At 67.0% G+C, this 19966-nt stretch carries 22 protein-coding genes and 2 tRNA genes; 8 read left to right on the top strand and 16 right to left on the bottom strand.

The window, feature by feature from the left end; all coding sequences use genetic code 11:
- Positions 1 to 5 precede the first annotated feature (5 nt).
- The 5 genes from D1604_RS07980 to D1604_RS07960 form a co-directional block, all read right to left on the bottom strand.
- A complete protein-coding gene (locus D1604_RS07980; protein ID WP_024353214.1) occupies positions 6 to 599 on the bottom strand; it encodes a YfbR-like 5'-deoxynucleotidase in 594 nt (197 codons plus the stop codon).
- 154 nt (positions 600 to 753) lie between these two features.
- Entirely contained in the window at positions 754 to 1620 is an 867-nt protein-coding gene (locus D1604_RS07975; RefSeq protein WP_119412865.1) for a methyltransferase type 11, read from the bottom strand.
- 106 nt (positions 1621 to 1726) lie between these two features.
- A complete protein-coding gene (locus D1604_RS07970; RefSeq protein WP_119412864.1) occupies positions 1727 to 2587 on the bottom strand; it encodes an AAA family ATPase in 861 nt (286 codons plus the stop codon).
- 70 nt (positions 2588 to 2657) lie between these two features.
- Entirely contained in the window at positions 2658 to 2864 is a 207-nt protein-coding gene (locus tag D1604_RS07965; protein ID WP_024353211.1) for a hypothetical protein, read from the bottom strand.
- Positions 2865 to 2872: 8 nt separating this feature from the next.
- Entirely contained in the window at positions 2873 to 3295 is a 423-nt protein-coding gene (locus tag D1604_RS07960; RefSeq protein ID WP_233551956.1) for a hypothetical protein, read from the bottom strand.
- Between the two features lie 164 nt (positions 3296 to 3459).
- Here D1604_RS07960 and flbT point away from each other — a divergent pair, with 164 nt between their 5' ends.
- Together flbT and flaF are read left to right on the top strand one after the other, a co-directional pair.
- On the top strand, positions 3460 to 3885 hold the full coding sequence (gene flbT, locus D1604_RS07955) for a flagellar biosynthesis repressor FlbT (RefSeq protein WP_003168590.1): 426 nt from the start codon (positions 3460 to 3462) through the stop codon (positions 3883 to 3885).
- Entirely contained in the window at positions 3845 to 4207 is a 363-nt protein-coding gene (gene flaF, locus D1604_RS07950; RefSeq protein WP_029673182.1) for a flagellar biosynthesis regulator FlaF, read from the top strand. The genes flbT and flaF overlap by 41 nt, the downstream gene beginning before the upstream one ends.
- A 27-nt stretch (positions 4208 to 4234) precedes the next feature.
- Here the strand turns inward: flaF and D1604_RS07945 are convergent, their stop codons facing one another.
- The 8 genes from D1604_RS07945 to D1604_RS07910 form a co-directional block, all read right to left on the bottom strand.
- Positions 4235 to 4888, bottom strand: a complete 654-nt coding sequence (locus D1604_RS07945) for an exopolysaccharide biosynthesis protein (protein WP_119412862.1) — start codon at positions 4886 to 4888, stop codon at positions 4235 to 4237.
- Between the two features lie 93 nt (positions 4889 to 4981).
- Entirely contained in the window at positions 4982 to 5170 is a 189-nt protein-coding gene (locus tag D1604_RS07940) for a DUF3008 family protein (RefSeq protein WP_024353207.1), read from the bottom strand.
- Positions 5171 to 5210: 40 nt separating this feature from the next.
- A complete protein-coding gene (locus D1604_RS07935; protein ID WP_147399896.1) occupies positions 5211 to 6530 on the bottom strand; it encodes a hypothetical protein in 1320 nt (439 codons plus the stop codon).
- Between the two features lie 100 nt (positions 6531 to 6630).
- Positions 6631 to 7794 carry an isovaleryl-CoA dehydrogenase gene (locus D1604_RS07930; protein WP_119412860.1) on the bottom strand — a complete coding sequence of 388 codons (1164 nt, stop codon included), beginning with the start codon at positions 7792 to 7794 and terminating at the stop codon, positions 6631 to 6633.
- 44 nt (positions 7795 to 7838) lie between these two features.
- A complete protein-coding gene (locus D1604_RS07925; RefSeq protein ID WP_119412859.1) occupies positions 7839 to 8729 on the bottom strand; it encodes a lysozyme in 891 nt (296 codons plus the stop codon).
- 39 nt (positions 8730 to 8768) lie between these two features.
- Entirely contained in the window at positions 8769 to 10187 is a 1419-nt protein-coding gene (gene mgtE / locus D1604_RS07920; RefSeq protein ID WP_119412858.1) for a magnesium transporter, read from the bottom strand.
- 64 nt (positions 10188 to 10251) lie between these two features.
- Positions 10252 to 10336 (bottom strand) — tRNA-Leu (locus D1604_RS07915).
- 330 nt (positions 10337 to 10666) lie between these two features.
- Positions 10667 to 10972: a FliM/FliN family flagellar motor switch protein gene (locus tag D1604_RS07910; RefSeq protein WP_199683734.1), complete on the bottom strand. Its 306-nt coding sequence runs from the start codon at positions 10970 to 10972 to the stop codon at positions 10667 to 10669.
- Between the two features lie 12 nt (positions 10973 to 10984).
- On the opposite strand from D1604_RS07910, the gene lipB reads away from it, so the two are divergent.
- On the top strand, positions 10985 to 11701 hold the full coding sequence (lipB, locus tag D1604_RS07905) for a lipoyl(octanoyl) transferase LipB (protein WP_119412857.1): 717 nt from the start codon (positions 10985 to 10987) through the stop codon (positions 11699 to 11701).
- Here lipB and D1604_RS07900 read toward each other — a convergent pair.
- A complete protein-coding gene (locus tag D1604_RS07900) occupies positions 11677 to 12081 on the bottom strand; it encodes a DUF805 domain-containing protein (protein WP_119412856.1) in 405 nt (134 codons plus the stop codon). The two genes, lipB and D1604_RS07900, sit on opposite strands and share 25 nt — an antisense overlap.
- A gap of 186 nt (positions 12082 to 12267) precedes the next feature.
- On the opposite strand from D1604_RS07900, the gene D1604_RS07895 reads away from it, so the two are divergent.
- The 4 genes from D1604_RS07895 to D1604_RS07880 all read left to right on the top strand — a co-directional run bounded on the left by D1604_RS07895 (position 12268) and on the right by D1604_RS07880 (position 15784).
- Positions 12268 to 13752, top strand: coding sequence for a hypothetical protein (locus D1604_RS07895; protein WP_119412855.1), 1485 nt, complete (start codon positions 12268 to 12270; stop codon positions 13750 to 13752).
- Positions 13753 to 13825: 73 nt separating this feature from the next.
- Positions 13826 to 14317: a peptide-methionine (R)-S-oxide reductase MsrB gene (gene msrB, locus D1604_RS07890; protein WP_119412987.1), complete on the top strand. Its 492-nt coding sequence runs from the start codon at positions 13826 to 13828 to the stop codon at positions 14315 to 14317.
- Between the two features lie 49 nt (positions 14318 to 14366).
- Positions 14367 to 14996, top strand: a complete 630-nt coding sequence (locus D1604_RS07885; protein WP_233551955.1) for a hypothetical protein — start codon at positions 14367 to 14369, stop codon at positions 14994 to 14996.
- Between the two features lie 119 nt (positions 14997 to 15115).
- On the top strand, positions 15116 to 15784 hold the full coding sequence (locus D1604_RS07880; RefSeq protein WP_024353198.1) for a DedA family protein: 669 nt from the start codon (positions 15116 to 15118) through the stop codon (positions 15782 to 15784).
- 215 nt (positions 15785 to 15999) lie between these two features.
- Here D1604_RS07880 and D1604_RS07875 read toward each other — a convergent pair whose 3' ends face one another.
- Both D1604_RS07875 and D1604_RS07870 read right to left on the bottom strand, forming a co-directional pair.
- Complete coding sequence (locus D1604_RS07875) at positions 16000 to 19263, bottom strand: amidohydrolase family protein (protein WP_119412853.1); 3264 nt, start codon at positions 19261 to 19263, stop codon at positions 16000 to 16002.
- A gap of 240 nt (positions 19264 to 19503) precedes the next feature.
- Positions 19504 to 19578 (bottom strand) — tRNA-Thr (locus tag D1604_RS07870).
- Positions 19579 to 19676: 98 nt separating this feature from the next.
- On the opposite strand from D1604_RS07870, the gene D1604_RS07865 reads away from it, so the two are divergent.
- Complete coding sequence (locus D1604_RS07865) at positions 19677 to 19862, top strand: hypothetical protein (RefSeq protein ID WP_119412852.1); 186 nt, start codon at positions 19677 to 19679, stop codon at positions 19860 to 19862.
- The last annotated feature ends 104 nt before the right edge of the window (positions 19863 to 19966 follow it).

Genomic DNA, 19966 nt, shown 5'->3' with positions numbered 1-19966 from the left:
GCGTCCTATTCTGTGTGCCAGGCGTCGGCGCCGGGCAGGATGCCGACAGCTTCGGCCAGAACGCGGTAGCGGTCCAGATAGCGCTGCTGGGCGACGGCGGCGGGCTGGGGCTCGATCACCAGATCATAGCCGGGCGGCGGGGCGCCGAAGATCTGCAGGGACTCGCGACGTGTGAAGCCGGCCAGCTGCGTCGCCTCATAGAAGGCGCAGGCCTTGTCGGCCTTCTTGATCAGGGTCTTGATCGTCTGCGGCGTCTTGGGAGGCAGTTGGAAGCGGACGTGGATGGCGGCTTCCAGTCGGGCCTCGAAATCCTTGTAGCTGGAGCCAAGCGCCGATTTGAATGGCGAGATCATGTCGCCGATGACGTATTCCGAGGCGTCGTGCAGCAGGGCGGCGAGGCGCCATTTCGGCTCCAGCCCGGGCCGGATGTGGGCGGCGATCTCCTCGACCACCAGGGAGTGCTGAGCGACCGAGAAGGCGTGCTCGCCGATGGTCTGGCCGTTCCAGCGGGCGACGCGGGCCAGGCCGTGGGCGATGTCCTCGATCTCGATGTCGAACGGCGACGGGTCCAGCAGGTCCAGGCGGCGGCCCGACAGCATCCGCTGCCAGGCGCGGGGCGGCTTGGGTTTGCGGACTCGGGGCGCGGGGCCGGCGTCTTCGATTTCTTCGGCCAAGGTCTTGATGTTGCGCATGCTCAGGCTGGTGACTCAGACCGAACGCGCGATCAAGGGCGGCCGTTGCGATAGATGGGGGTTAATCGCCGACGTTGAGCGTCACCAACGCCTTGGCCGCGTCGAACAGGCGGTCCGGGTCGCGGTCCTTGCTGCGGACGGTGGCGACGACGATGGGGCCGCCGACCGGGCCGCGCGCCTCGTATCCGACCGTGCGCCAGCCGCTGGCCGAGGCCTCCTTGCCGGTCATCAGGAAGGTGGCGCGCACCGCCTCGCCGGAACCGCTGGTGCGGATGCGGGCGGCGCCGTCGGTCGCGTCGATGTTCACCGTGTCGTCGCGGGACGAGACGTTGACCCGGCTGGACTTGTCGTCGGCGCGGATGGTCAGGCCGCCGATGCGGATGTTGGCGCGGTCGCCGTCGGCCTCGATCTTCATGCCGGGCAGTCGGACGGTGGCCTTGTCGCCCTGAGCATCGACGCGCAGGCCAGGCATCCTGACCTGGGCGGAATCGCCGGCGGCGGCCTCGGCTTCGGCGGCGGCGCGGGACGCATCGGCTTCGGCGCGGGCTGCGTCCGCCTCAGCCCTGGCGGCCTCGGCCTGGACGCGGGCGTTTTCGGCCTCCACCTCGGCCACGGCCTCGGGCAGGTCGGAGGTCAGGCGGTTCTCAAAGCTTTTCAGGGCCTCGGTGGAAGAGCGGCCGTCCAGTTGAACCAGTTGCAGGATGACTTCCGAACCGCGCGGCCCGCCATAGACGCACGACCCGTCGGCGCGGGCCGAACCCTTGCGCGTCAGCACGCCCTGGGTCTGCGGACACTGCAGGGCGTCGACGACCTTCAGCACCCCGGACGAATCCGAGGTCGACGACGTGGTGATGCGCACCGTGCCGGGGTTGTCGCAGGCGGCGGCCATCAGCGCCAAAGCGATAACAGGCCAGGTGATCTGTTGCATGGTCGGCTCCACTCAAGGTCCCGATTGTGCGCCATAAGCGCCGTGGGGCCAGTGAAATCGCGGTAATCGAAAGACGACGGGAAAGCGGCTGAAATCAGCCGCCCCTTCAGCCCCCGGGACGGGCGCCTTCGCGACGGCTCATGAAGGCCAGGCGTTCGAACAGATGCACGTCCTGCTCATTCTTCAGCAGGGCGCCGTGCAGCGGGGGGATCAGCTTGCCGGGCGTCTTCTCGCGCAGGGTCTCCGGCGCCACGTCGTCGACCAGCAACAGCTTCAGCCAGTCCAGCAGTTCCGACGTCGAAGGCTTCTTCTTCAGGCCCGGCGTGTCGCGGATTTCATAGAAGGTCTTCAGGGCCTCTGAGACCAGGCGCGGCTTGATGCCGGGGAAATGGACCTCGACGATGTCCTGCATCGTCTGCGCGTCGGGGAAGCGGATGTAGTGGAAGAAGCAGCGGCGCAGGAAGGCGTCCGGCAACTCCTTCTCATTGTTCGAGGTGATGACGACGACGGGGCGGACCTCGGCGCGGATCGTCTCGTCCGTCTCCTGGACGTAGAACTCCATGCGATCGAGTTCCTGCAGCAGGTCGTTGGGAAACTCGATGTCGGCCTTGTCGATCTCGTCGATCAGCAGGACAGGGCGGGTCGGGGCCGTGAAGGCCTCCCACAGCTTGCCCTTCTTCAGATAGTTGCGCACGTCGTGCACGCGCTCGTCGCCCAGCTGGCTGTCGCGCAGGCGGGACACGGCGTCGTATTCATACAGACCGTTGTGGGCCTTGGTCGTGGACTTGACGTGCCAGGTGATCAGCGGCGCGTTCAGCGCGCGGGCCAGTTCATAGGCCAGAACCGTCTTGCCCGTGCCCGGCTCGCCCTTGATCAGCAGCGGTCGTTCCAGCGCCACGGCGGCGTTTACGGCGACCTTCAGGTCGTCGGTGGCGATGTAGTTGGACGTGCCTTCGAACCGGCTCATGCGAAACCTGCTCCATTCCGGGGGAAGGGAGCAGGTAGCTTAAAGAGATGGGCGTGAACAGGCGGCAGGATCAGGTGATGCGCTTGGCCGACACCGGATCGCTGGCGGGAAAGGTCTCTTCGACGCCCTCGTCGATCAGGGCTTCCTGACGGTTTTCGGCGTCCTTTTCCTTGTCTTTCAGTTGGTCGGTCTTGCCGCTTTGATGGGGCGCCCGCTTGGCCGGAGGGGTGTTGGGGTCAGCGTCTTCCTGGGTCTTGGTGTGAGCTTTGTCGGTCATGGATTTCCTCATTGTTCGGGGCCGTAGCCCAGGTCCTCTATGTCGTCGTCGGAGAGACGTTTGGCTTCCCAATGGGCGGCGCTGGCCTGGGCTCCGCGCTGGTTGCGCATCAGACCGGCGTAGACCAACTCCACCTCGTCCGCGCCGGAGGTCGTGGCTCCGTCGCCGTCGGCCTGGCTGAGCCGGACGCTGTCGACGCCGAGCAGGGCGTCCGCCTCGGCCTCTATGCCGTCCAGAGCCAGTTCCGCGTCGAGATCCGGGTCATCTTCGTCAAAGGGTTCGGCGTCGGCGTCTCCATCCATTTGGGTGACGTCCAGCACATCTTCGACCTCGTCGAACGACAGGTCGCCGTCGCCGTCATCGTCCAGATGGGTCTCGTCATAGACCTCGGCCTGATCCTGGGCGTCGGTGTCGAAGTCGGGTCCTGCCATCATTGTCTCCCTTCCGACCAGATCAACGGCTCGGCTCGTCAGGGCGTTCCCGCCTGCGGCCATGACGCTGGGGAGGGCGAAGTGAAGGGATGGTTAACCACGTCGCTTTACAGTTCATCAGCGGCCGGCCGTCACGGTGAGGGCGGCGCCACGGAGACCTTCCCTTGCCTCTGAAACTGTCGCTGAAACCCGGCGAGAAATTCGTGCTGAACGGGGCCGTCGTCCAGAACGGCGACCGTCGCGGCGTTCTGATCCTGCAGAACAAGGCCAGCGTCCTGCGCGAAAAGGACATCATGCAGCCCGAGGACGTCACGACGCCCGCGCGCCGCATCTATTTCCCCGTCATGATGATGTATCTGGATGAGGCTGACGCGCCGAAATTCTATGACGAGTTCGCCCTGCGCCTGACGGAGTTCATGGGCGCGGTGCGCAATCCGGACATCCTGAGCGAATGCGTCGCCTGCTCGAAGCACGTGCTGGCGCGTCAGTATTACAAGGCCCTGATGGGCGCTCGCAAAATCGTCGATTACGAAGATCAAAGGCTCGGCAATGTCGCTTCAGGCGTACAAGACGGCGGCGACGCGGGCTGAATCCCCGCGTGAAATGGAATACCGGCTGTTCGGCCAGGTGACGCGCGCCCTGATGCACGCCTCGACCCTGGACAGGTCGGATGTCGCCGGGCGGATGGACGCGCTGGACTGGAACCGTCGGCTGTGGTCGACGCTGGCGACTGCCTGCACGGACCCGGACAACGCCTTGCCGCAGGCGATGCGGGCGCAGTTCATTTCGCTGAGCCTGTTCGTCAACCGCAACACATCCGAAGTCATGCGCGGCGAGGACGATTTCTCGACCCTGATCGAGATCAACCGCATGATCATGCAGGGACTCAGCGGACAGACGGACGCGGGCTGAACGCTTCCTGCGGGCCTAGTTACGAGCCTAGAACAGGTTCGCGGCCCAGTGGGCTATGCCGCTGACGACAGCCACCACCGTGGTCCACACCAGGGCCAGATAGACTCCGCACACCGCTGAGCCGAAGAGACCGGCCAGGATGAAGGCGCCGTCACGCTGGATGATGCCCAGGCCGAACAGGGCCAGGGTCAGGCCGGGCAGGGCGTCGCCGAACGGCACCGGCAGCGCCATCATCAGGGCCAGCAGAATGCAGATCACGCCGATGGCGACATCGGCGGCTTCGCCCGTCAGGACTGGCCAGCGCGGTCTGGTCAGGCGCTCGACACGGCGCAGGCGGGGCAGGATTTTCGCCGTGGCGGAACGATAGGACTGACGGCTTACCGACAGGTTCAACAACCAGCGCGGCAGCCAGACCTTCTCGCGCTGCAGCGCCATCTCGGCGGCGATCAGGATGATCGGAACGGAAAAGACCGCCTTGCCGCCCGGCGGCCACGGAAACAGCGCCATCAGGGCCAGCATCAGGATGACGGCGCCGAAGCCGCGTTCGCCGAAAGCCTCGACCATTTCGCGAAGGGACAGTTTATCGGATTCGCCCTGATCCAGCCGGTCCTGGCCCAGGCGCTCCAGCACGTCGGAGAAAGTCCGTCCCTCATCGGGCGGCGGCGTGGAAACGAGCGTCATCAAGCGAGACTCAAAGCGATGTCGTGCACGACGTTAGGGGCGCGCCGCGACTTGCGCCATCCCCGCCGCGAGTGTTGCGACGAAATAAGGCCTCTAGTGCTTCGAGACGTGTTCAGGTTTGCCCTTGCGCTTGGTGTGGGCGAATTCTTCAAGCTGTTTTTCGCTCATCGATTCCATCATGGATTTCGACGCGCCCTTCAACTTGGACTTGGGCGTATCCCCTCGCTTGGCCGACAGGGCGGCTCCGGCGGCTTTCTGCTGGGCGGCGGATTTGGCGGGCATGACGATCTCCTTTCGAGAAGGGAGCAACTGTTCGCCTGTCCTAGGGTTCCTTGGGCAGGGTTAAACTGATCCGGGTTCGGCCGGCCCGCTGCTGGATTTCGTCGGGCGCGGCGATGCGCAGCGACAGGCCTTCCTTTTCAAGCAGAAAGGGCTCGCCCACGCGCAACTCGTGAAGGTCGACGGCAGCTAACGGCAGGGTGACGACGTGGGCGATCACGCCGTCCGCGACCATGCCGACCGGAACATCAATGAGGGCGGGACTGTGTTCGCTCTTCAATGCGAAGCCCGGAGCCTGCATGACCACCATGCCCTGCGGCAGGGCGATGGCGCCGTCGGCCAGCGGAGTCATCTCCGCCGCCGAGAAGGACAACCCGACTTCCTTGCCGCGATTGACGGGCGATTTCAGTTCCAGAACAAGCCAATGCGCGGCCTGATCGAGGAAGGCTTCGCGGGTCGTGACGCCTTCGGGCGCATGGGCCAGTCTCTCAGCCGCCTGGGCTTTGAGGGCGGGAAGGTCGAAACGCGCGGCGGCGGTCGCGACATCTTCGACGGAACCTTCGCCGATCGTTTGGCGCAGATGGACATCCAGCGGGACGCCCTGGCCGACCCGGGCTCGCCACTGGTCCGCGCCTACGTCCGCCAGCAGCCAGGTCAGGGCGGCGCCGACGGGATAGGCGCGCCAGCGAAACAATTCGGAAACCAGACTCAGGTCCTTCTGGCTGGGCGTTGCGAGCGCTCCGGCGATGGCGGAAGGCAGGGCTGCGTCGGGGCGACCGGCGATCAGATGGCTGGCCTGCAGGCCGATGAACTCGGCCGTGCCTTCGGACCATTCTCTTTGCTGCTGCACCGCCAGCACTTCGGCAGGCAGATCGGCGCTGCGTGCTGTCCTGAGCGCCAGATAGGTTCGCGCCAGATGTCGCCGGGCGCTCGCGTCAGGCTCCAGCAGGGCGGCTTGCAGGACCAGCCGCTCCAGATCCAGCGCGGCGATGAAGCCGGCAAGGTCGGGAATCGCGTCTAGATCGACGAATTCCTGATGCCCGTCGCCTGAAGTCCAGCGGAAGGCCGTGTTCTGGAAGTCGTGGAACTGTTCGTGGAAGAGGGTCGACAGGTCGTCGTCGGGGCCGTCGGGTTGCAACAGCACCGTGTCTGGAACGCCGGAAGGATAGTCGAGTACGAAATGAAACTCGGCGCCTTCCAGGCGGCCGGGTCTGAAGCGGGGCGTGCCGGGCAGGCGGTGGCCGCCGAAGACGGCGCCGATATCCGGCGCATAGAGGATGAAGGGCTGGTCCTTGGGCCAGTAGCCGGGCCACAGGCGACTGAGGGCGTCGGCGTGATGTTCGACGCGCTCGGCCTGCGCCATCAGGGCGTCCTGATCAAGTGTCGGCGAGGGGGCCTGAGCCCAGGCAGCGGAAGTGAAAAGCGCGCCCAGAGCACCCAGCAAAGCCCCCCGCCAGATCACATCAGCTTCCCAGCAGTTCGCGGCCGATCAGGAAGCGGCGGATTTCGTTGGTGCCGGCGCCGATGTCGTAGAGCTTGGCGTCGCGGACCAGGCGCTCGACCGGCCATTCCCTTGTGTAGCCGGCGCCGCCCAGGGCCTGGACGGCTTCCAGCGTGACCTTCACTGCGTTCTCCGAGGCCAGCAGGATCGCTCCGGCTGCATCGTAGCGGGTGGTCAGGCCCTGATCGCAGGCGCGGGCGACCGAATAGACATAGGCGCGGGCGCTGTTCAGGGCGACGTACATGTCGGCCACCTTGCCCTGCATAAGCTGGAAGGAGCCGATGGCCTTGCCGAACTGTTTGCGATCGCGGACGTAGGGCAGGACCACGTCGAGCGCCGCCTGCATGATGCCCAGCGGGCCGGCGGACAGCACGGCGCGCTCATAATCGAGGCCGCTCATCAGCACGGCGGCGCCGCGCCCTTCGCCGCCCATGATGTTCTCTTCGGGGACCTCGCAGTCCTCGAACACCAGTTCAGCCGTGTCCGAGCCGCGCATGCCCATCTTGTCCAGCTTCCTGGAGACGCTGAAACCCTTCATGCCCTTTTCGATCAGGAAGGCGGTGACGCCGCCGTTGCCGTCGCCGGTGCGGGCGTAGACGACCAGAGTCTCGGCGTGCGGGGCGTTGGTGATCCAGAATTTCGTGCCGTTCAGGACGTAGCGGTCGCCCTTCTTCTCGGCGCGGGTGCGCATGGACATGACGTCCGAACCCGAACCGGCCTCGGACATGGCCAGAGAACCGACGTGTTCGCCCGAGATCAGCTTGGGCAGGTATTTCGCCTTCTGCTCGGGCGTGCCCCAGCGACGGATCTGGTTGACGCACAGGTTGGAGTGGGCCCCGTAGCTCAGGCCGATCGAGGCCGAGGCGCGCGACACCTCCTCCATCGCCACCACGTGTTCGAGGTAGCCGAGGCCCAGGCCGCCGAACTCTTCCTCGACCGTGACGCCGTGCAGGCCCAACTCGCCCATCTCGGGCCACAGGTCGCGGGCGAACTCGTTTTTCTCGTCGATTTCAGCGGCGCGAGGGGCCAGCCGCTCGGCGGCCCAGCGGGCGGTGGTGTCGCGGATGGCGTCAGCGGTCTCGCCGAGGCCGAATTCCATGGATTGGGGCGCGAAGGGAATGCTCATGCCCAAAGGCGTAGCATCGTGCGCGGCCTTCGCAAAGACGCCTGTTAGCGCGACTGTTTGTGCTTTGGCGGGAGGTCCTTGCCGCGCAGGAAGCTCCAGGCCGCCACGCCGATGAAGACCAGCCCCGCCGCCGCCAGACCGGCGCCGATCACCACTGTGGCGTCGCCCGAAGCGGGAGCGTTGAGGGCGCGGCGGAAGGCGGCGATCCCGGCTGCGAAAGCCAGTGCGCCGACGCCGCCGATGAACAGGACGGCTCCCTTGTCGCCCAGGGCGGCGTCGCTGGCGGCGTCTTTGGCGGCGCGTTTTTCATGACGCAGGACAGGCACGCTGGGCGGCGCGGCGTCGGCGGAAGCGGCCTCGGCGGACGTAGCCTCGGCGCCGGGGCCTCGCACCGGCGCGGTCAGCAGGGCGTCCAGCGGGGCGGGCTGGTCGGGCGCCGTGTCGAACAGGGCGCGTTCGGCCGAACGGCGGCGATAAAGGGCGTCGACCGGCGGCGAGGCGCGCTCGGGCCAGGCGGACAGGGCGTCGGCGGCCTCGGGCAGGGCGTCGGCGTCCAGCTTCTCCAGCACGTCGGAACCCTGGAAGCGCTCAAGGCCGATGGAGAAGATGAAGCTGGCCAGGGCGTCGAACTGGTGCTGGTTCAGCGGCAGGCGCACCCGCTCGTTCAACAGGGCGACGATGGGCATCAGGTCGTATTGCAACAGCAGTTCAGCCTCGGCTTCGCTGACCACGGCGCCGGGCCGGGCCGAGCGCGAGTGGCCATAGCCGATGACCGGCGTCCCGTCGCGGCGCAGCACGGTGCGCGGGCGAAAGCCCTCGAAACTCTTGATCAGCAGAAGGCCTTCACGAGAGACCTTGCGGCGTTGCGGCGCGGCTGCGGACACGGACTGACCCAATTCGAAACGGGCGTTCTCGCCCTGACCGGGGCGGAGCAAGCCTTGTTCCGAAACGGGCGAGGCCGTTTCAGGTCATATTTACAGCAGGACGATGGTCGCCAGGCCCAGGAAGATCAGGAAGCCGAAGAAGTCGGTCGTCGCCGTCACGAAAACGGCCGAGGACACGGCCGGGTCGAACTTCAGCTTGGCCAGGGTCAGCGGCGTCAGCACCCCCACGCTGGCGGCGACCAGCAGGTTCAGGATCATGGCCGTGGCGATCACGCCGCCGATCCTCCAGTCCTGGAACCAGAACCCTGCCGCCAGGCCGATCAGCGGAGCCAGGACGAAGCCGTTGGCCAGGCCTACGGCCATTTCGCGCCAGAAGGTGCGCAGGGCGTTCGATGCGTTCAGCTCGCGCGTCGCCAGGGCGCGCACGGTAACGGTCAGGGCCTGCGTCCCCGCATTGCCGCCGATGGCCGAAACAATGGGCATCAGCACGGCCAGGGCGACGATCTGCTGGATGGTGCCCTCGAACAGGGCGATGACGCTGGCGCCCAGCACGGCGGTGAACAGGTTGATGCCCAGCCAGGGCACGCGGCCGCGCACGATCTCCAGCACGCTGGACGAGCGGTCCTCGTCCGAGACGCCGGCCAGACGCAGGATGTCCTCGCGGTTCTCTTCCTGAATGATGTTGACGACGTCATCGACGGTCAACTGGCCGACCAGCCGCCCGCCCGTATCGACTACGGGCGCCGAGATCAGGTGGTATTTCTCGAAGATGTAGGCGACCTCTTCCTGGTCGACGTCCACTTCAATGGGGTTCACCGGCTCCATCAACTCGGTGAGGGGCGTGTCGCGCGGGCTGCGCAGCATGCGGCTGATGGCCACCCCGCCGACGGGTCGGTTCATGGGATCGACGACATAGATGTCGAAGAAGAGCTCGGGCAGGTGATCGCCCTGTGCGCGGACGTGGTCGATGGTGTCGCCGACGTTCCAGAACTGCGGCGCCGCCATGAACTCGCGCTGCATGAGGCGGCCGGCCGAATCCTCTTCATAGCCGAGCGAGGATTCGATGGCGGCGCGCTCGACCTCGGGCATGGCGGCCAGCACGCGCTCGCGCTGGTCCTCCTCAAGGTCTTCGACGACCGAGGCGGCGTCGTCCGAATCCAGTTCCTGAAGGGCTTCGGCCAGGGTGGCCGAGGGGACGCGCTCCAGCACCTTTTCACGGATGCCGTCGTCCATTTCGGGCAGGGCTTCGGCCAGCAGATCGGGCGGCAGCCACTGGACCACGACCGAGCGGTGTTCGGCGGTCAGGAAGCCCATCAGATCGGCGACGTCGGCGGGGTGCAGGTCTTCCAGCAGGCTGCGCAGCCGCATGCCGTCGCCGTCGTCGGCCGCGTCCACGACCTTTTCGACGAAGGCCGCCGTCAGGGCGTAGTCCTCGCCGAGGGCGGCGTGATCTTCGTCTTCGAGAGGGGGGTCGTCGGGGCGCAGAGGGGCAAGGTCCGTGTGGGTCACGTGTCTGCCTCCTCTGGAGTTGATATCAGCCGTATCTAGCCGAGATTCGCCCTGTCAGATCAGATGGTGCGGTCGAGAAGACTCGAACTTCCACGGGTTGCCCCACAGCGACCTCAACGCTGCGCGTCTACCAATTCCGCCACGACCGCTCGCATCGGAGGGCGGGCAATAGCGGAGAGAGAGCGGAAAGAAAAGAGTGTTTTGCGGAAATAGCAGAGACAGGCGCAATTCCTGTCTATCGACGGTGCGTGAGGCCTTCTCTCAACGGGAGGACGAGGCTCAGGCCGCGCCGGGTCGAGAAGGCGCAGCCTTCTGATCGCGGCCCAGCATCAAGCCGCGTCGGGTCGAGAAGGCGCAGCCTTCTGATCGCGACCCAGCATCAAGCCGCGTCGGGTCGAGAAGGCGCAGCCTTCTGATCGCGACCCAGCATCAGGCCGCGTCGGGTCGAGAAGGCGCAGCCTCCTGATCGCGGCCCAGCATCAAGCTGCCCCCGCCATGAAGTCATAGACATCCGCGGGGCGCGTCACCGTGATGGCGATGCGGTCGTCGCGAATCTCGATCTCGCCGCGCGCGACCGGATGGTTGTTGGCCAGGATCCAGACCTCGTCCTTTTCCGAGGCGTCCAGAGGGATCACCGCGCCACGGCCCATGCGCAGCAGTTGCTGCATCGGCAGGACCGAACGGCCCAGTACGACCGAAATCTCGACATCGACGGCATCGATCTGGCTCAAAGAGGATACTCGCAAATCAACGGGCGGCCCTTGCGCCGCCGCGTTCGGCCCCACATTGAGGGCATCATGCTTGCCGACCCGTTAAACTCTTCCCAACGCAGCCTGCTCCGCGAGGATGAGCGCCCTGTCCAGTGGGCGCTGTCGTCCGGCTACGTCGACTACGCCGCCGCCGAGGCCGCTATGGAGGCGCGCGTGGCCGCCATCGCGGCGGGGCAGGCCGAGGAGATGGTCTGGCTGCTGGAACATCCGCCGCTTTATACCGCCGGCGTCTCGGCCAAGGACGACGACCTGCTGGCGCCGGATCGCTTTCCGGTGCACCGGACGGGGCGGGGCGGGCAGTTCACCTATCACGGGCCGGGCCAGCGGGTGGCTTATGTGATGCTCGACCTGAACCAGCGCGGCAAGGACGTGCGCGGCTTCGTGCATGGGCTGGAGGACTGGATCATCGGCGCCCTGGACCGTTTCGGCGTCGAGGCGGGGATGCGCGAGGGCCGGGTCGGCGTCTGGGTCGAGCGCAAGGGCGCGGGCTGGAGCCGCGAGGACAAGATCGCCGCCATCGGCGTCAAGGTCCGCAAATGGGTCAGCTTCCACGGCATCAGCCTGAACGTGGAGCCGGACCTGGACCATTTCGGCGGCATCGTGCCGTGCGGCATCACCGAACACGGCGTGACCAGCCTGGTCGATCTGGGCGTGCTGGCGACGATGGATGAGGCGGACGATGCGCTCAAGTCGTCCTTCCAGCAGGTGTTCGGCCCGGTTCAGCCGGGCGTCGCGCCCCTGTGACGCTGGGCGCCCGGCGCGGCGCCGTAGCGGTTGAAGGCCTTTCGGCCGGGCAGGATCGCGAGGTCGAAGGCGGCCAGGGCGAGAGCGGCCGTCGCGACCCAATCCAGAAGCGTCAGCGGTTGCGGCCAGGCCAGGGCGAAGGCCAGCAGGATCGGCCCGCTCCACCAGCCTGAGCGTCCGCGATCATGCAGACGCTGCGACAGGACGCAGAAGCCGCCGTAAAGCAGGGCGGCCGCGATCAGGGCGTGAAGCCAGCCGGGCGTTCGCAGAAAAGCATCCACGGCGATCCAGGCGCCGATCAGGCTGACTGCGCCCGCTGAAAAGCGGCTTCGACCGATGCGTCCCGTAGAATTCAAAAAGAGATCAGCCAGGGCGGTCATTCTGGGGGCACGCGGCGTTTCGGCGCGTTTTGCGCCTGCGGAAACCCGGCCTAGTCGGGAAAGGGGCGCGCGTAAACGCCGCGGTCCGCAAGGCGGTGCAATTTCGTCACAGGGGTGGCGACGGCGCCGTTAATGGGTCTAAAACACGACCAACCCGCATACTGAACGGACTGGGAGAAACCCCCTATGCAACGCCTGCTTTCCGCTTCGGCGGCCGTGCTGGCCCTGAGCTTCGCCGCCTCGGCCGCCTCGGCCCAGAACTTCAGCGATCTGGCGCGTCAGGACCTTCAGGCCATGCACGCGGCCCTGCGCGACAACCATCCGGCCGCCGTGACGCCGGGCGAGGCCAGCGCGACCTTCCGCGGCTGGCTGGACACCGGCCTGCAGGAAGCGCAGGCCAAGGCCGGACAGGTCAACAGCGGCGACAGCCACGCCTATCTGCTGCGCTGGTACGCCAACGGCTTCCGCGATTCCAACATCGCCGCCCGTCCGACCTATGAAGGTCTCGGCCCGTATTTCGCCACCAGCTGGCCGGGCGTGGCCACGGCCTGGCGCAACGGCCAGTACGTCGTCTCCTATGTTCAGGAGGGCGTGCGCGGCGCGCCGCCGCTGGGCGCCGTGCTGAAGAGCTGCAACGCCGAGCCGATCGAGGACCTGGCCAAGGCCAAGCTGGACCAGTTCGAGGGCGATCTGACGACCGAAGCCGGTCGCGTCCGCAGCGCCCCCTATCTGCTGTGGAACCGCAACAACCCGATGACGACGGGCGTGCCGGGGACCTGCGAGTTCCAGGTCGGCCGCCGCACCCGCAGCTTCACCCTGTCGCCGCAGCCGGCCACGGCCCAGAATCTGGAAGCCGCCTATCGCGCCTCGGTCTATACGCCGTCGGGCGCGCCGCTGTCGGTCGAGATGGTCGATGGGCGTCCGTGGGTCAGCGTTCACTCGCTGGCCGACGACGCGGCCTGGGACGCCTTCTTCGCCCAGGTCGAGGCCCAGTCCGCCGCCATTCGCGGGCCGCAGGGCTTTGTGCTGGACCTGCGCGGCGCCAATGGCGCCTCGGCCAACGCCACCTCGCGCGGCTATGGCTTGGCCAACCGCATCTGGTCGCCGGAATTCACCGTCAGCCGCCAGCCGGAAGCCGGTCAGATCACCTATCGCGCCACGCCGGGCAACCGCCAGTGGTTCGCCGACACCCTGAACCGGATGCAGTCTGATCCGCGCTTTGTTCAGGAATCGGGTGCGGTGATCGAGCAGACCCAGGCCATCGTCGCCGCCTTCGACAGCGCCATCGCCGCCGGTCAGCCGACCTTCGTCATGCCGGGCCGCCCGGCGACCCCGGACACCGGCGCCGCCAATCCGGTGCAGGGCCAGGTGGTCGTGTTGGTGGATGCCGGTTGCTCGGGCGGCTGCCTGGACACGCTGGACCTGCTGAGCCGCCTGCCGAACGTGCGCATCGCCGGTTCGACCACGGCCGAAGACACCATCTTCATCGAGCCGACGACCCTGCGTCTGCCGTCCAACTACGCCGACCTGAGCTATGGCCATAAGGCCTGGACGACGCGTCAACGCGGCAACAACTCGCCCTACGCGCCCGCAGGCGCCCTAGCCTACACGGGTGACGCCACCGATGAGACGGCCGTTCGCGCCTGGGTCGCTGGCCTGTTCGGCGCCTGACCGCGACGACCTAAATCAGCCTATCGAGGGCCGGACGGTGGAACGACCGTCCGGCCCTTCCTATTTTCAGACCATGACCCAGACCGAATCTCACGCCGCCATGCGTTCCGCCTCCGGCTATGACCTGACACCCCCGACCGACAGCCAGCGCGCGGCGCTGGAGGCCGATCTGTCGCCGGAAGAGAGGCGCGTGCTTCTGGCGCACGGCACCGAGGCGCCGTTCTGCGGGACCTTGCTGGGCGAAAAGCGGGCAGGGGTGTTCTGCTGTCGCGAATGCGGCCTGCCGCTGTTCCGGTCGGGAACCAAGTTCGAAAGCGGCACCGGCTGGCCCAGCTTCACCGAGCCGGTCGATCCGGCCCATGTTCGCGCCGTGCGCGACGACAGCCACGGCATGGTGCGCGTCGAGACACGCTGCGCCCGCTGCGACAGCCATCAGGGCCACGTCTTCCCGGACGGGCCGCCGCCCACGGGTCTGCGCTACTGCATCAACTCCGTCGCGTTGAGCTTCGTGGCTGAAGGCGCAGCCCTGCCTGATCCTTTGGGGCGCGGCGATGGGACCGCCTGACCTTGGCCGCATTTAGGGGTAGGGTGGTTGTGAACGGGAGTAGATGCGTATGCTGATCGAACTCATGACGGCCTCCCTCTTGCTGGCGAGCAGCGATCCCGAGGGCGTGGTTTCGACCGCTCCGCGCGCGGGCTCGGGCGCCGTGCCGACCGCCAGCGCGGCCGCGCTGGCCGAGACCGTGGGCGAGGCCTCGCCTGCTGTGACGCTGCAGACGGCGGCGCCGCACGGCCTGAGCACCGAAGAACAGATTTCCCGCTGGATCGGAGAACGCAAGACGGATGCGCGTCCGGTCGAGCAATGGGCCGACGCCTGGGAAGAGGCCGCGCCCCGCAAGATGCACGGCGAAGTCAGCGCCGGGATCGGCACGGGCGGCTATAGCGACTTCGCCGCCGCCGTCTCCATGCCGCTGGGCGAAAACGGCACGCTGAACCTGAGCGTCAGCCAGACCAAGAACGCGCCCTGGGGCTATGGCTACGGTCCCTACGGCTATGCGCCTTACGGTTATGGCGCGGGCCGCTATGGGCTGAACGGCTATGGCTGGCGCGACGCCTATGGCGCCATGCCGGGGCCGATGGGGGTGCGCAGTCCGCATGAACGCCCCAGCCGCATCCGCCCCTTCAGCACGGATGAGCGGCAGGCTGAGCCCGCGCGCGACCCGGATGGCGACGCCGGTCGATAGTCAGACCGCCGATAAAGTGCGTCCCATACGCCACGCAGACCTTTTTTAGGCCTGGGCGTCGCATCGCCGCATTCCCTTTATAGGGCCTGATCCCATATGCCCTCGGGCAAAGGATCAGTATGGACAGTTTGCTTACCTCGGCCGCCGACTTCATCGCCCGCAACGCCATGTGGGCCGGCGTGATCCTTGGCGCGGTGACCTTCTTTGAGTCGCTGGTCGTCATCGGCGCCTTCGTGCCGGCGACGGGCCTGCTGGTCGCGGCGGGCGGGCTGGTGGCGGCAGGCGTGCTGGACCCCTTCACCGTCATCGGCGGCTGCGTCATCGGCGCCGTCATGGGCGACGCCATCTCCTACTGGATCGGACGGCGGCTGGGCACGCGGGTGCTGCGTCATCACCTGCTGGTGCCGCACCGCCGCAAGCTGGCCTGGACGCGCCTGTACTGCCGTCGCTACGGCGTGGCTTCGATCTTCATCGGCCGTTTCTTCGGTCCCTTGCGCGCCTTCGTGCCGGTGATGGTGGGCGTGCTGCAGATGCGCCAGCGCGTGTTCCAGATCGCCAACGTCAGTTCGGCCTTCGTCTGGGTGCTGGCCATGCTGGCGCCGGGCTATCTGGCCGCCAAAGGGCTGGCGCGGCTGGAGATGATGAGCGAGGCGCACAATCCGACATTGTGGCTGCTGGCCTTCGTCGCGGTGGTGGCGGCCCTGGTCGTCGCCATGCGTTGGCTGAAGGGCCGCGCGGCGCGGCGCAACGCCCTGCTGGAAGCCTCGGTGCGCGGGCTGGGGGAGTAAGACTCGCCCGCTCTTGTCGGTGTAGGGCGCAAGGGCGAGAGGCCCGCCCTCGGCCATCCTCGGGCTGGTTCTGAGCTGTGTCTGTTCATCCCCGCTCATCCCGGCGGCCGCCGGGATGAGCGGAGGTAGGCAGCGAGAAACACTCAAACAGAACTGCCCACGAAAAAGGGCCCGGCGGATGCCGGGCCCTTTCGCGTTCCTGCCGTGCGGCGGGATCAGTCGTGGGTGTGGCTGTGCGATTCGGCGGCCGTAGCCGTGCCCGAGGCGCTCCAGGCCTGACCGTCTTCGCTTTCGAACCAGAACGGCTTGCGCTCAGCGCCGCCGACCTCGTTCATATGGTTATCGAAAAGCCGGCCGTTGATCATGGTGTGGCTGATCTTGGTCGAGTCCCGCAGGTTCTCGAGCGGATTGGCGTCCAGAACGACCAGGTCGGCCAGCTTGCCGGTTTCCAGCGAGCCGATGTCCTTGTCCATCCCCAGCGCGCGGGCGCCGTTGATGGTGCCGACGCGCAGCGCCTCGTGCGGGCTCATGCCGCCCTGTTCGAACATCCACAGCTCCCAGTGGGCGCCGAGACCTTCGCGCTGACCGTGGGCGCCGATCTGGACCGAGACGCCCTGATCCATCAGCCGCTTGGATTCGCGGGCGATGGAGATGTGGTTCAGCTCTTCCGGCGGGGTCTTCACCGGACGACGCGAGCGGTCGTCCAGAATGCGGCGCGGGACATACTGGCTGAGGATCGGGTCTTTCCAGACGTCGGTGACCTCATACCAGTGGTTCTCGCCCCAGGCCCCGCCGAAGCCGACGATCAGGGTCGGGGTATAGGCCGTACCCGTCTGCGACCACAGCTGGACCGCATCGTCGTACATGCGCGCCACCGGCACCGAGTGCTCGATGGTGGTGTGACCATCGATCAGCATGCTCATGTTGACGTTATAGAGCGAGCCGCCTTCCGGCACGACCATCATGCCCAGTTCGCGGGCGGCCTGCATGATCTGCTGACGTTGTTCGCGGCGCGGCTGGTTGTAGCTCTTGACGCTCCAGGCGCCGACGGCCTGCATCCGGCGAAGGTGCGAGCGCGCGTCGTCCAGGCTGTTGATCACGGCGGTGGTCGGCGTGGCCGCGCCGTACAGGACCGTGCCGGTCGAGAAGATTCGCGGCGCGACCACGCGACCGGCCTTGGCCAGTTCGCTGTGGGCGAAGATTTCGCTGTTGTTGTTGGACGGATCGTGCAGCGTCGTCACGCCGAAGGCCAGGGCGGCGTAGTTCACCCAGCTCTGCTGCGGGATGATCTGATCCGAGCCCATGCGGCCGTGCCAGTGGGCGTCGACCAGACCGGGGATGATGGTCTTGCCGGCCATGTCCATGACGTGGGCGCCGGCCGGAACCGTGACCGAGCCGCGCGGGCCGATGGCCTCGATACGGTTGCCGTTGATGACGACGACGCCGTCCTCGATGACTTCCTCGCCCTTCATGGTGATCAGGCGGGCGCCCGACAGGACGGTGACGCCGGTCGGTCGGGCGTAGTCGGTGCTGAAGCCGATCTTGATGCCATGCTCGGCGGGCTTGGGCAGATCGGCCGGGGCGCCGTCGACGAAGGCGAAGCTTTCGCTCAGCGGACGCGAGAACAGCTCCGGTCCCATCGACCACTGCAGGCGGCTGGAATCGCCCGACCAGTGCAGCCATTCGCCCGCATCGCGAGTGACGCGCGTCTGCGGCAGGGCCTTGGTGTCGGCGCCGACCGTGATGGCGCGGCCCGTGGAGGCGAAGGGCGCGATATAGGCGTTGAAACGCTCGGTCCAGGCGATCCACTGCTCGTCCGGCGAGACCGAGAACTCAGCCGCCCATTCGCTGCTCAGGTGGTTGCGCACCTCGCCGCCCGACAGGTTCATCGAGCGCAGGACGCGCTTGTCGCCCTCACGCGCGCTGACGAAGATGCGGTCGTTGCTGGCGCCGAACTGCGGCGTCGTGCCCGAATCGGTGATCTTGACCGGCGCGCCGCCGCGCACGGAGACGCGGTAGACGCCTGGCTCGCGGCTCCACAGGGCCGAGCGCAGATAGCCGTCGCTGGAGGTGCGGTAGACGACCGTCTGTCCGTCCGGCGAGAAGCGCGGCTCCAGATAGTGGCCGGGGTTGGTCGTGATGGTCCGGCCTTCGCCGCCTGCGACGGGAACGACGCGGATGGAGCCCAGTTTGTCGTCGCTCCAGGTCGTGTAGACGATCGAGCGGCCGTCGCGCGACCAGGACGGATAAAGCTCGAAATGATCGCTCTGGCGAGTCAGGCGGCGCGGCGTTCCGGCCACGCCGTTACGCAGGTCGCGGACCCACAGATTGCCCAGGGCTTCGAACACCACCTTGGAGCCGTCGGGCGAGGTCTGGGCCCAGCGGATCATCTTCACTTCGAACTGGTCCGGCGCCACCTCGACGGGGAAACGGGCGGTCTCCTGCACCCGGCGGGTGTCGGTGACGCGGAAGGGAATCTCGCTGACGGCCTTGGAGGCCACGTCGATGCGGCGGATCTTGCCGCCCGCCCAGATGACGATGGAGCCGTTGTCCGGCGTCCAGGCGAAGCCTGGATAAACGCCGTGGATGGCCCAGGTCTCCTGCATGTCGCGGTCAAGGGCGTCGTAGATCGGCGTCTCGCGGCCCGACTCCAGGTCCATGACGTAGAGGACCGACTGGTAGCGGTCGCGGCGCACGAAGGCGAGCGACTTGCCGTCCGGCGACGGCGTCGGGCGCACTGAACCGCCCGGGCCGGTGACGAAGGGTTTGATCTCGCCCGTCTCGCGATCCAGGCGACGGATCACATAGAGCTGGGTGTTGGGGTCCTTGGAATAGTCGAAGACGCCCCCCGGCGTGGCGTCGTCGCTGAAGTACATATAGCGGCCGTCGGGCGAGAAGGCGGGCTCGCCCGTGTCCTTCTGCTGGGTGCGGCGTTCGGTCAGTTGCACGCCGCTGCCGCCGCCCGAGCGGTGGTACATCCACATCTCGCCCGCGCCCAGCGAGCGTGAAGAGGTGAAGTGTTTGCGGCCGACGACGAACTGGCTGTCGGGCGTCCAGGTCGGGGAGTTCAGCAGGCGGAACGTTTCATTCGACACCTGACGCGGGTTGGAGCCGTCGCGGTTCATGACCCACAGGTTTTCGCCGCCGCCACGGTCGGAGGTGAAGGCGATGAAGCGGCCGTCCGGCGAATAGCGCGGCTGCATGTCCCACGACACGCCGGAGGCGATCGGACGGGCTTCGCCGCCGCCGATGGGCATCACATAGATGTCGCCCAGCAGGTCGAAGACGATCTCGCGGCCGTCGGGGCTGACGTCGACGGCCATCCAGGTGCCTTCGTCGACGTTGATGTTTATGTCGCGCTGGGGACCGATGGGATTCTGGACATCCCATTTCGGCGCCGCCGTCTGGCTGGAATCCTGGGCGAAGGCCGGGAAAGCCACGGCCAGAGCCGCAGCCGTAGTCAATAGAACGCGCTTCATGAAAGCCCCCTCGGCTATCAAACGTATACAGATGGGGGCGAAGCTAGCGGCAGCGGCCGGACCTTGGCTAGTCGGGATAAGGTCGGCAGGTCCGAATATTCTTCGGTGAATCGTGAGGACCTCGGCCTGCTTGTTCAAAAGCAGAGCTTGAGGCCTGACCAGCTTTCGGCGCCGAGGCGGTGGATCAGGATTATCGGGCCGGAAATGGACGAGGCCCAGACCGGAAGGTCTGGGCCTCGATGGTGCCGCCGGGCAGGATTGAACTGCCGACCTCAGCCTTACCAAGGATGCGCTCTACCACTGAGCTACGGCGGCGGGTCACTGAGGAAGCGGCCGTATAGCCAAAGGTTTTGGCCGGGCCAAGCCAAAAATGCACGCTTGATCAAAATCTTTGGGCGCGGTCTGCTGTCGCCATGGATAAGCCGACCAAAGACGCCGATGGGGCGGGCCCTGAGCCCTCCGCGCCTTCTTCACCTGCGCCCGCCGCCTCGGCCAAGGCCGAGCGGGCGGCGCGACTGGCCGCCGCCCTGCGCGCGAATCTGCGCCGTCGCAAGGCGCCGGGCGCGGGTGGGGCGCGACCGGTCAAGGAAAGCAACTGAAAGTCATCCCTCTTGCGACGTTCCGGCCTTTCGCCTGCGCCGCCAGGCTTGCTAGATAGCCGGTTCGCCGGGCCGTAGGGGTCCGGGCCTCCCAGGACTTCCCC

The organism is Brevundimonas sp. LPMIX5 (genome assembly GCF_003576505.1).
Taxonomy (GTDB): Bacteria; Pseudomonadota; Alphaproteobacteria; order Caulobacterales; family Caulobacteraceae; genus Brevundimonas; species Brevundimonas naejangsanensis.
The sequence above is the reverse complement of the archived record's forward strand: the minus strand, read 5'-3'. Positions and strand labels throughout refer to the sequence as shown.

What these genes read in the sequence shown, in the direction of transcription:
- D1604_RS07980 (WP_024353214.1), bottom strand. Translation starts at nt 599, where the DNA reads ATGCTGTCGGGCCGCCGCCTGGACCTGCTGGACCCGTCGCCGTTCGAC.
- D1604_RS07975 (WP_119412865.1), bottom strand. Translation starts at nt 1,620, where the DNA reads ATGCAACAGATCACCTGGCCTGTTATCGCTTTGGCGCTGATGGCCGCC.
- D1604_RS07970 (WP_119412864.1), bottom strand. Translation starts at nt 2,587, where the DNA reads ATGAGCCGGTTCGAAGGCACGTCCAACTACATCGCCACCGACGACCTG.
- D1604_RS07965 (WP_024353211.1), bottom strand. Translation starts at nt 2,864, where the DNA reads ATGACCGACAAAGCTCACACCAAGACCCAGGAAGACGCTGACCCCAAC.
- D1604_RS07960 (WP_233551956.1), bottom strand. Translation starts at nt 3,295, where the DNA reads ATGGCAGGACCCGACTTCGACACCGACGCCCAGGATCAGGCCGAGGTC.
- flaF (WP_029673182.1), top strand. Translation starts at nt 3,845, where the DNA reads ATGTCGCTTCAGGCGTACAAGACGGCGGCGACGCGGGCTGAATCCCCG.
- D1604_RS07945 (WP_119412862.1), bottom strand. Translation starts at nt 4,888, where the DNA reads ATGACGCTCGTTTCCACGCCGCCGCCCGATGAGGGACGGACTTTCTCC.
- D1604_RS07940 (WP_024353207.1), bottom strand. Translation starts at nt 5,170, where the DNA reads ATGCCCGCCAAATCCGCCGCCCAGCAGAAAGCCGCCGGAGCCGCCCTG.
- D1604_RS07935 (WP_147399896.1), bottom strand. Translation starts at nt 6,530, where the DNA reads ATGGCGCAGGCCGAGCGCGTCGAACATCACGCCGACGCCCTCAGTCGC.
- D1604_RS07930 (WP_119412860.1), bottom strand. Translation starts at nt 7,794, where the DNA reads ATGAGCATTCCCTTCGCGCCCCAATCCATGGAATTCGGCCTCGGCGAG.
- lipB (WP_119412857.1), top strand. Translation starts at nt 10,985, where the DNA reads ATGCTTGCCGACCCGTTAAACTCTTCCCAACGCAGCCTGCTCCGCGAG.
- D1604_RS07900 (WP_119412856.1), bottom strand. Translation starts at nt 12,081, where the DNA reads ATGACCGCCCTGGCTGATCTCTTTTTGAATTCTACGGGACGCATCGGT.
- D1604_RS07895 (WP_119412855.1), top strand. Translation starts at nt 12,268, where the DNA reads ATGCAACGCCTGCTTTCCGCTTCGGCGGCCGTGCTGGCCCTGAGCTTC.
- msrB (WP_119412987.1), top strand. Translation starts at nt 13,826, where the DNA reads ATGACCCAGACCGAATCTCACGCCGCCATGCGTTCCGCCTCCGGCTAT.
- D1604_RS07885 (WP_233551955.1), top strand. Translation starts at nt 14,367, where the DNA reads ATGCTGATCGAACTCATGACGGCCTCCCTCTTGCTGGCGAGCAGCGAT.
- D1604_RS07880 (WP_024353198.1), top strand. Translation starts at nt 15,116, where the DNA reads ATGGACAGTTTGCTTACCTCGGCCGCCGACTTCATCGCCCGCAACGCC.
- D1604_RS07875 (WP_119412853.1), bottom strand. Translation starts at nt 19,263, where the DNA reads ATGAAGCGCGTTCTATTGACTACGGCTGCGGCTCTGGCCGTGGCTTTC.
- D1604_RS07865 (WP_119412852.1), top strand. Translation starts at nt 19,677, where the DNA reads ATGGATAAGCCGACCAAAGACGCCGATGGGGCGGGCCCTGAGCCCTCC.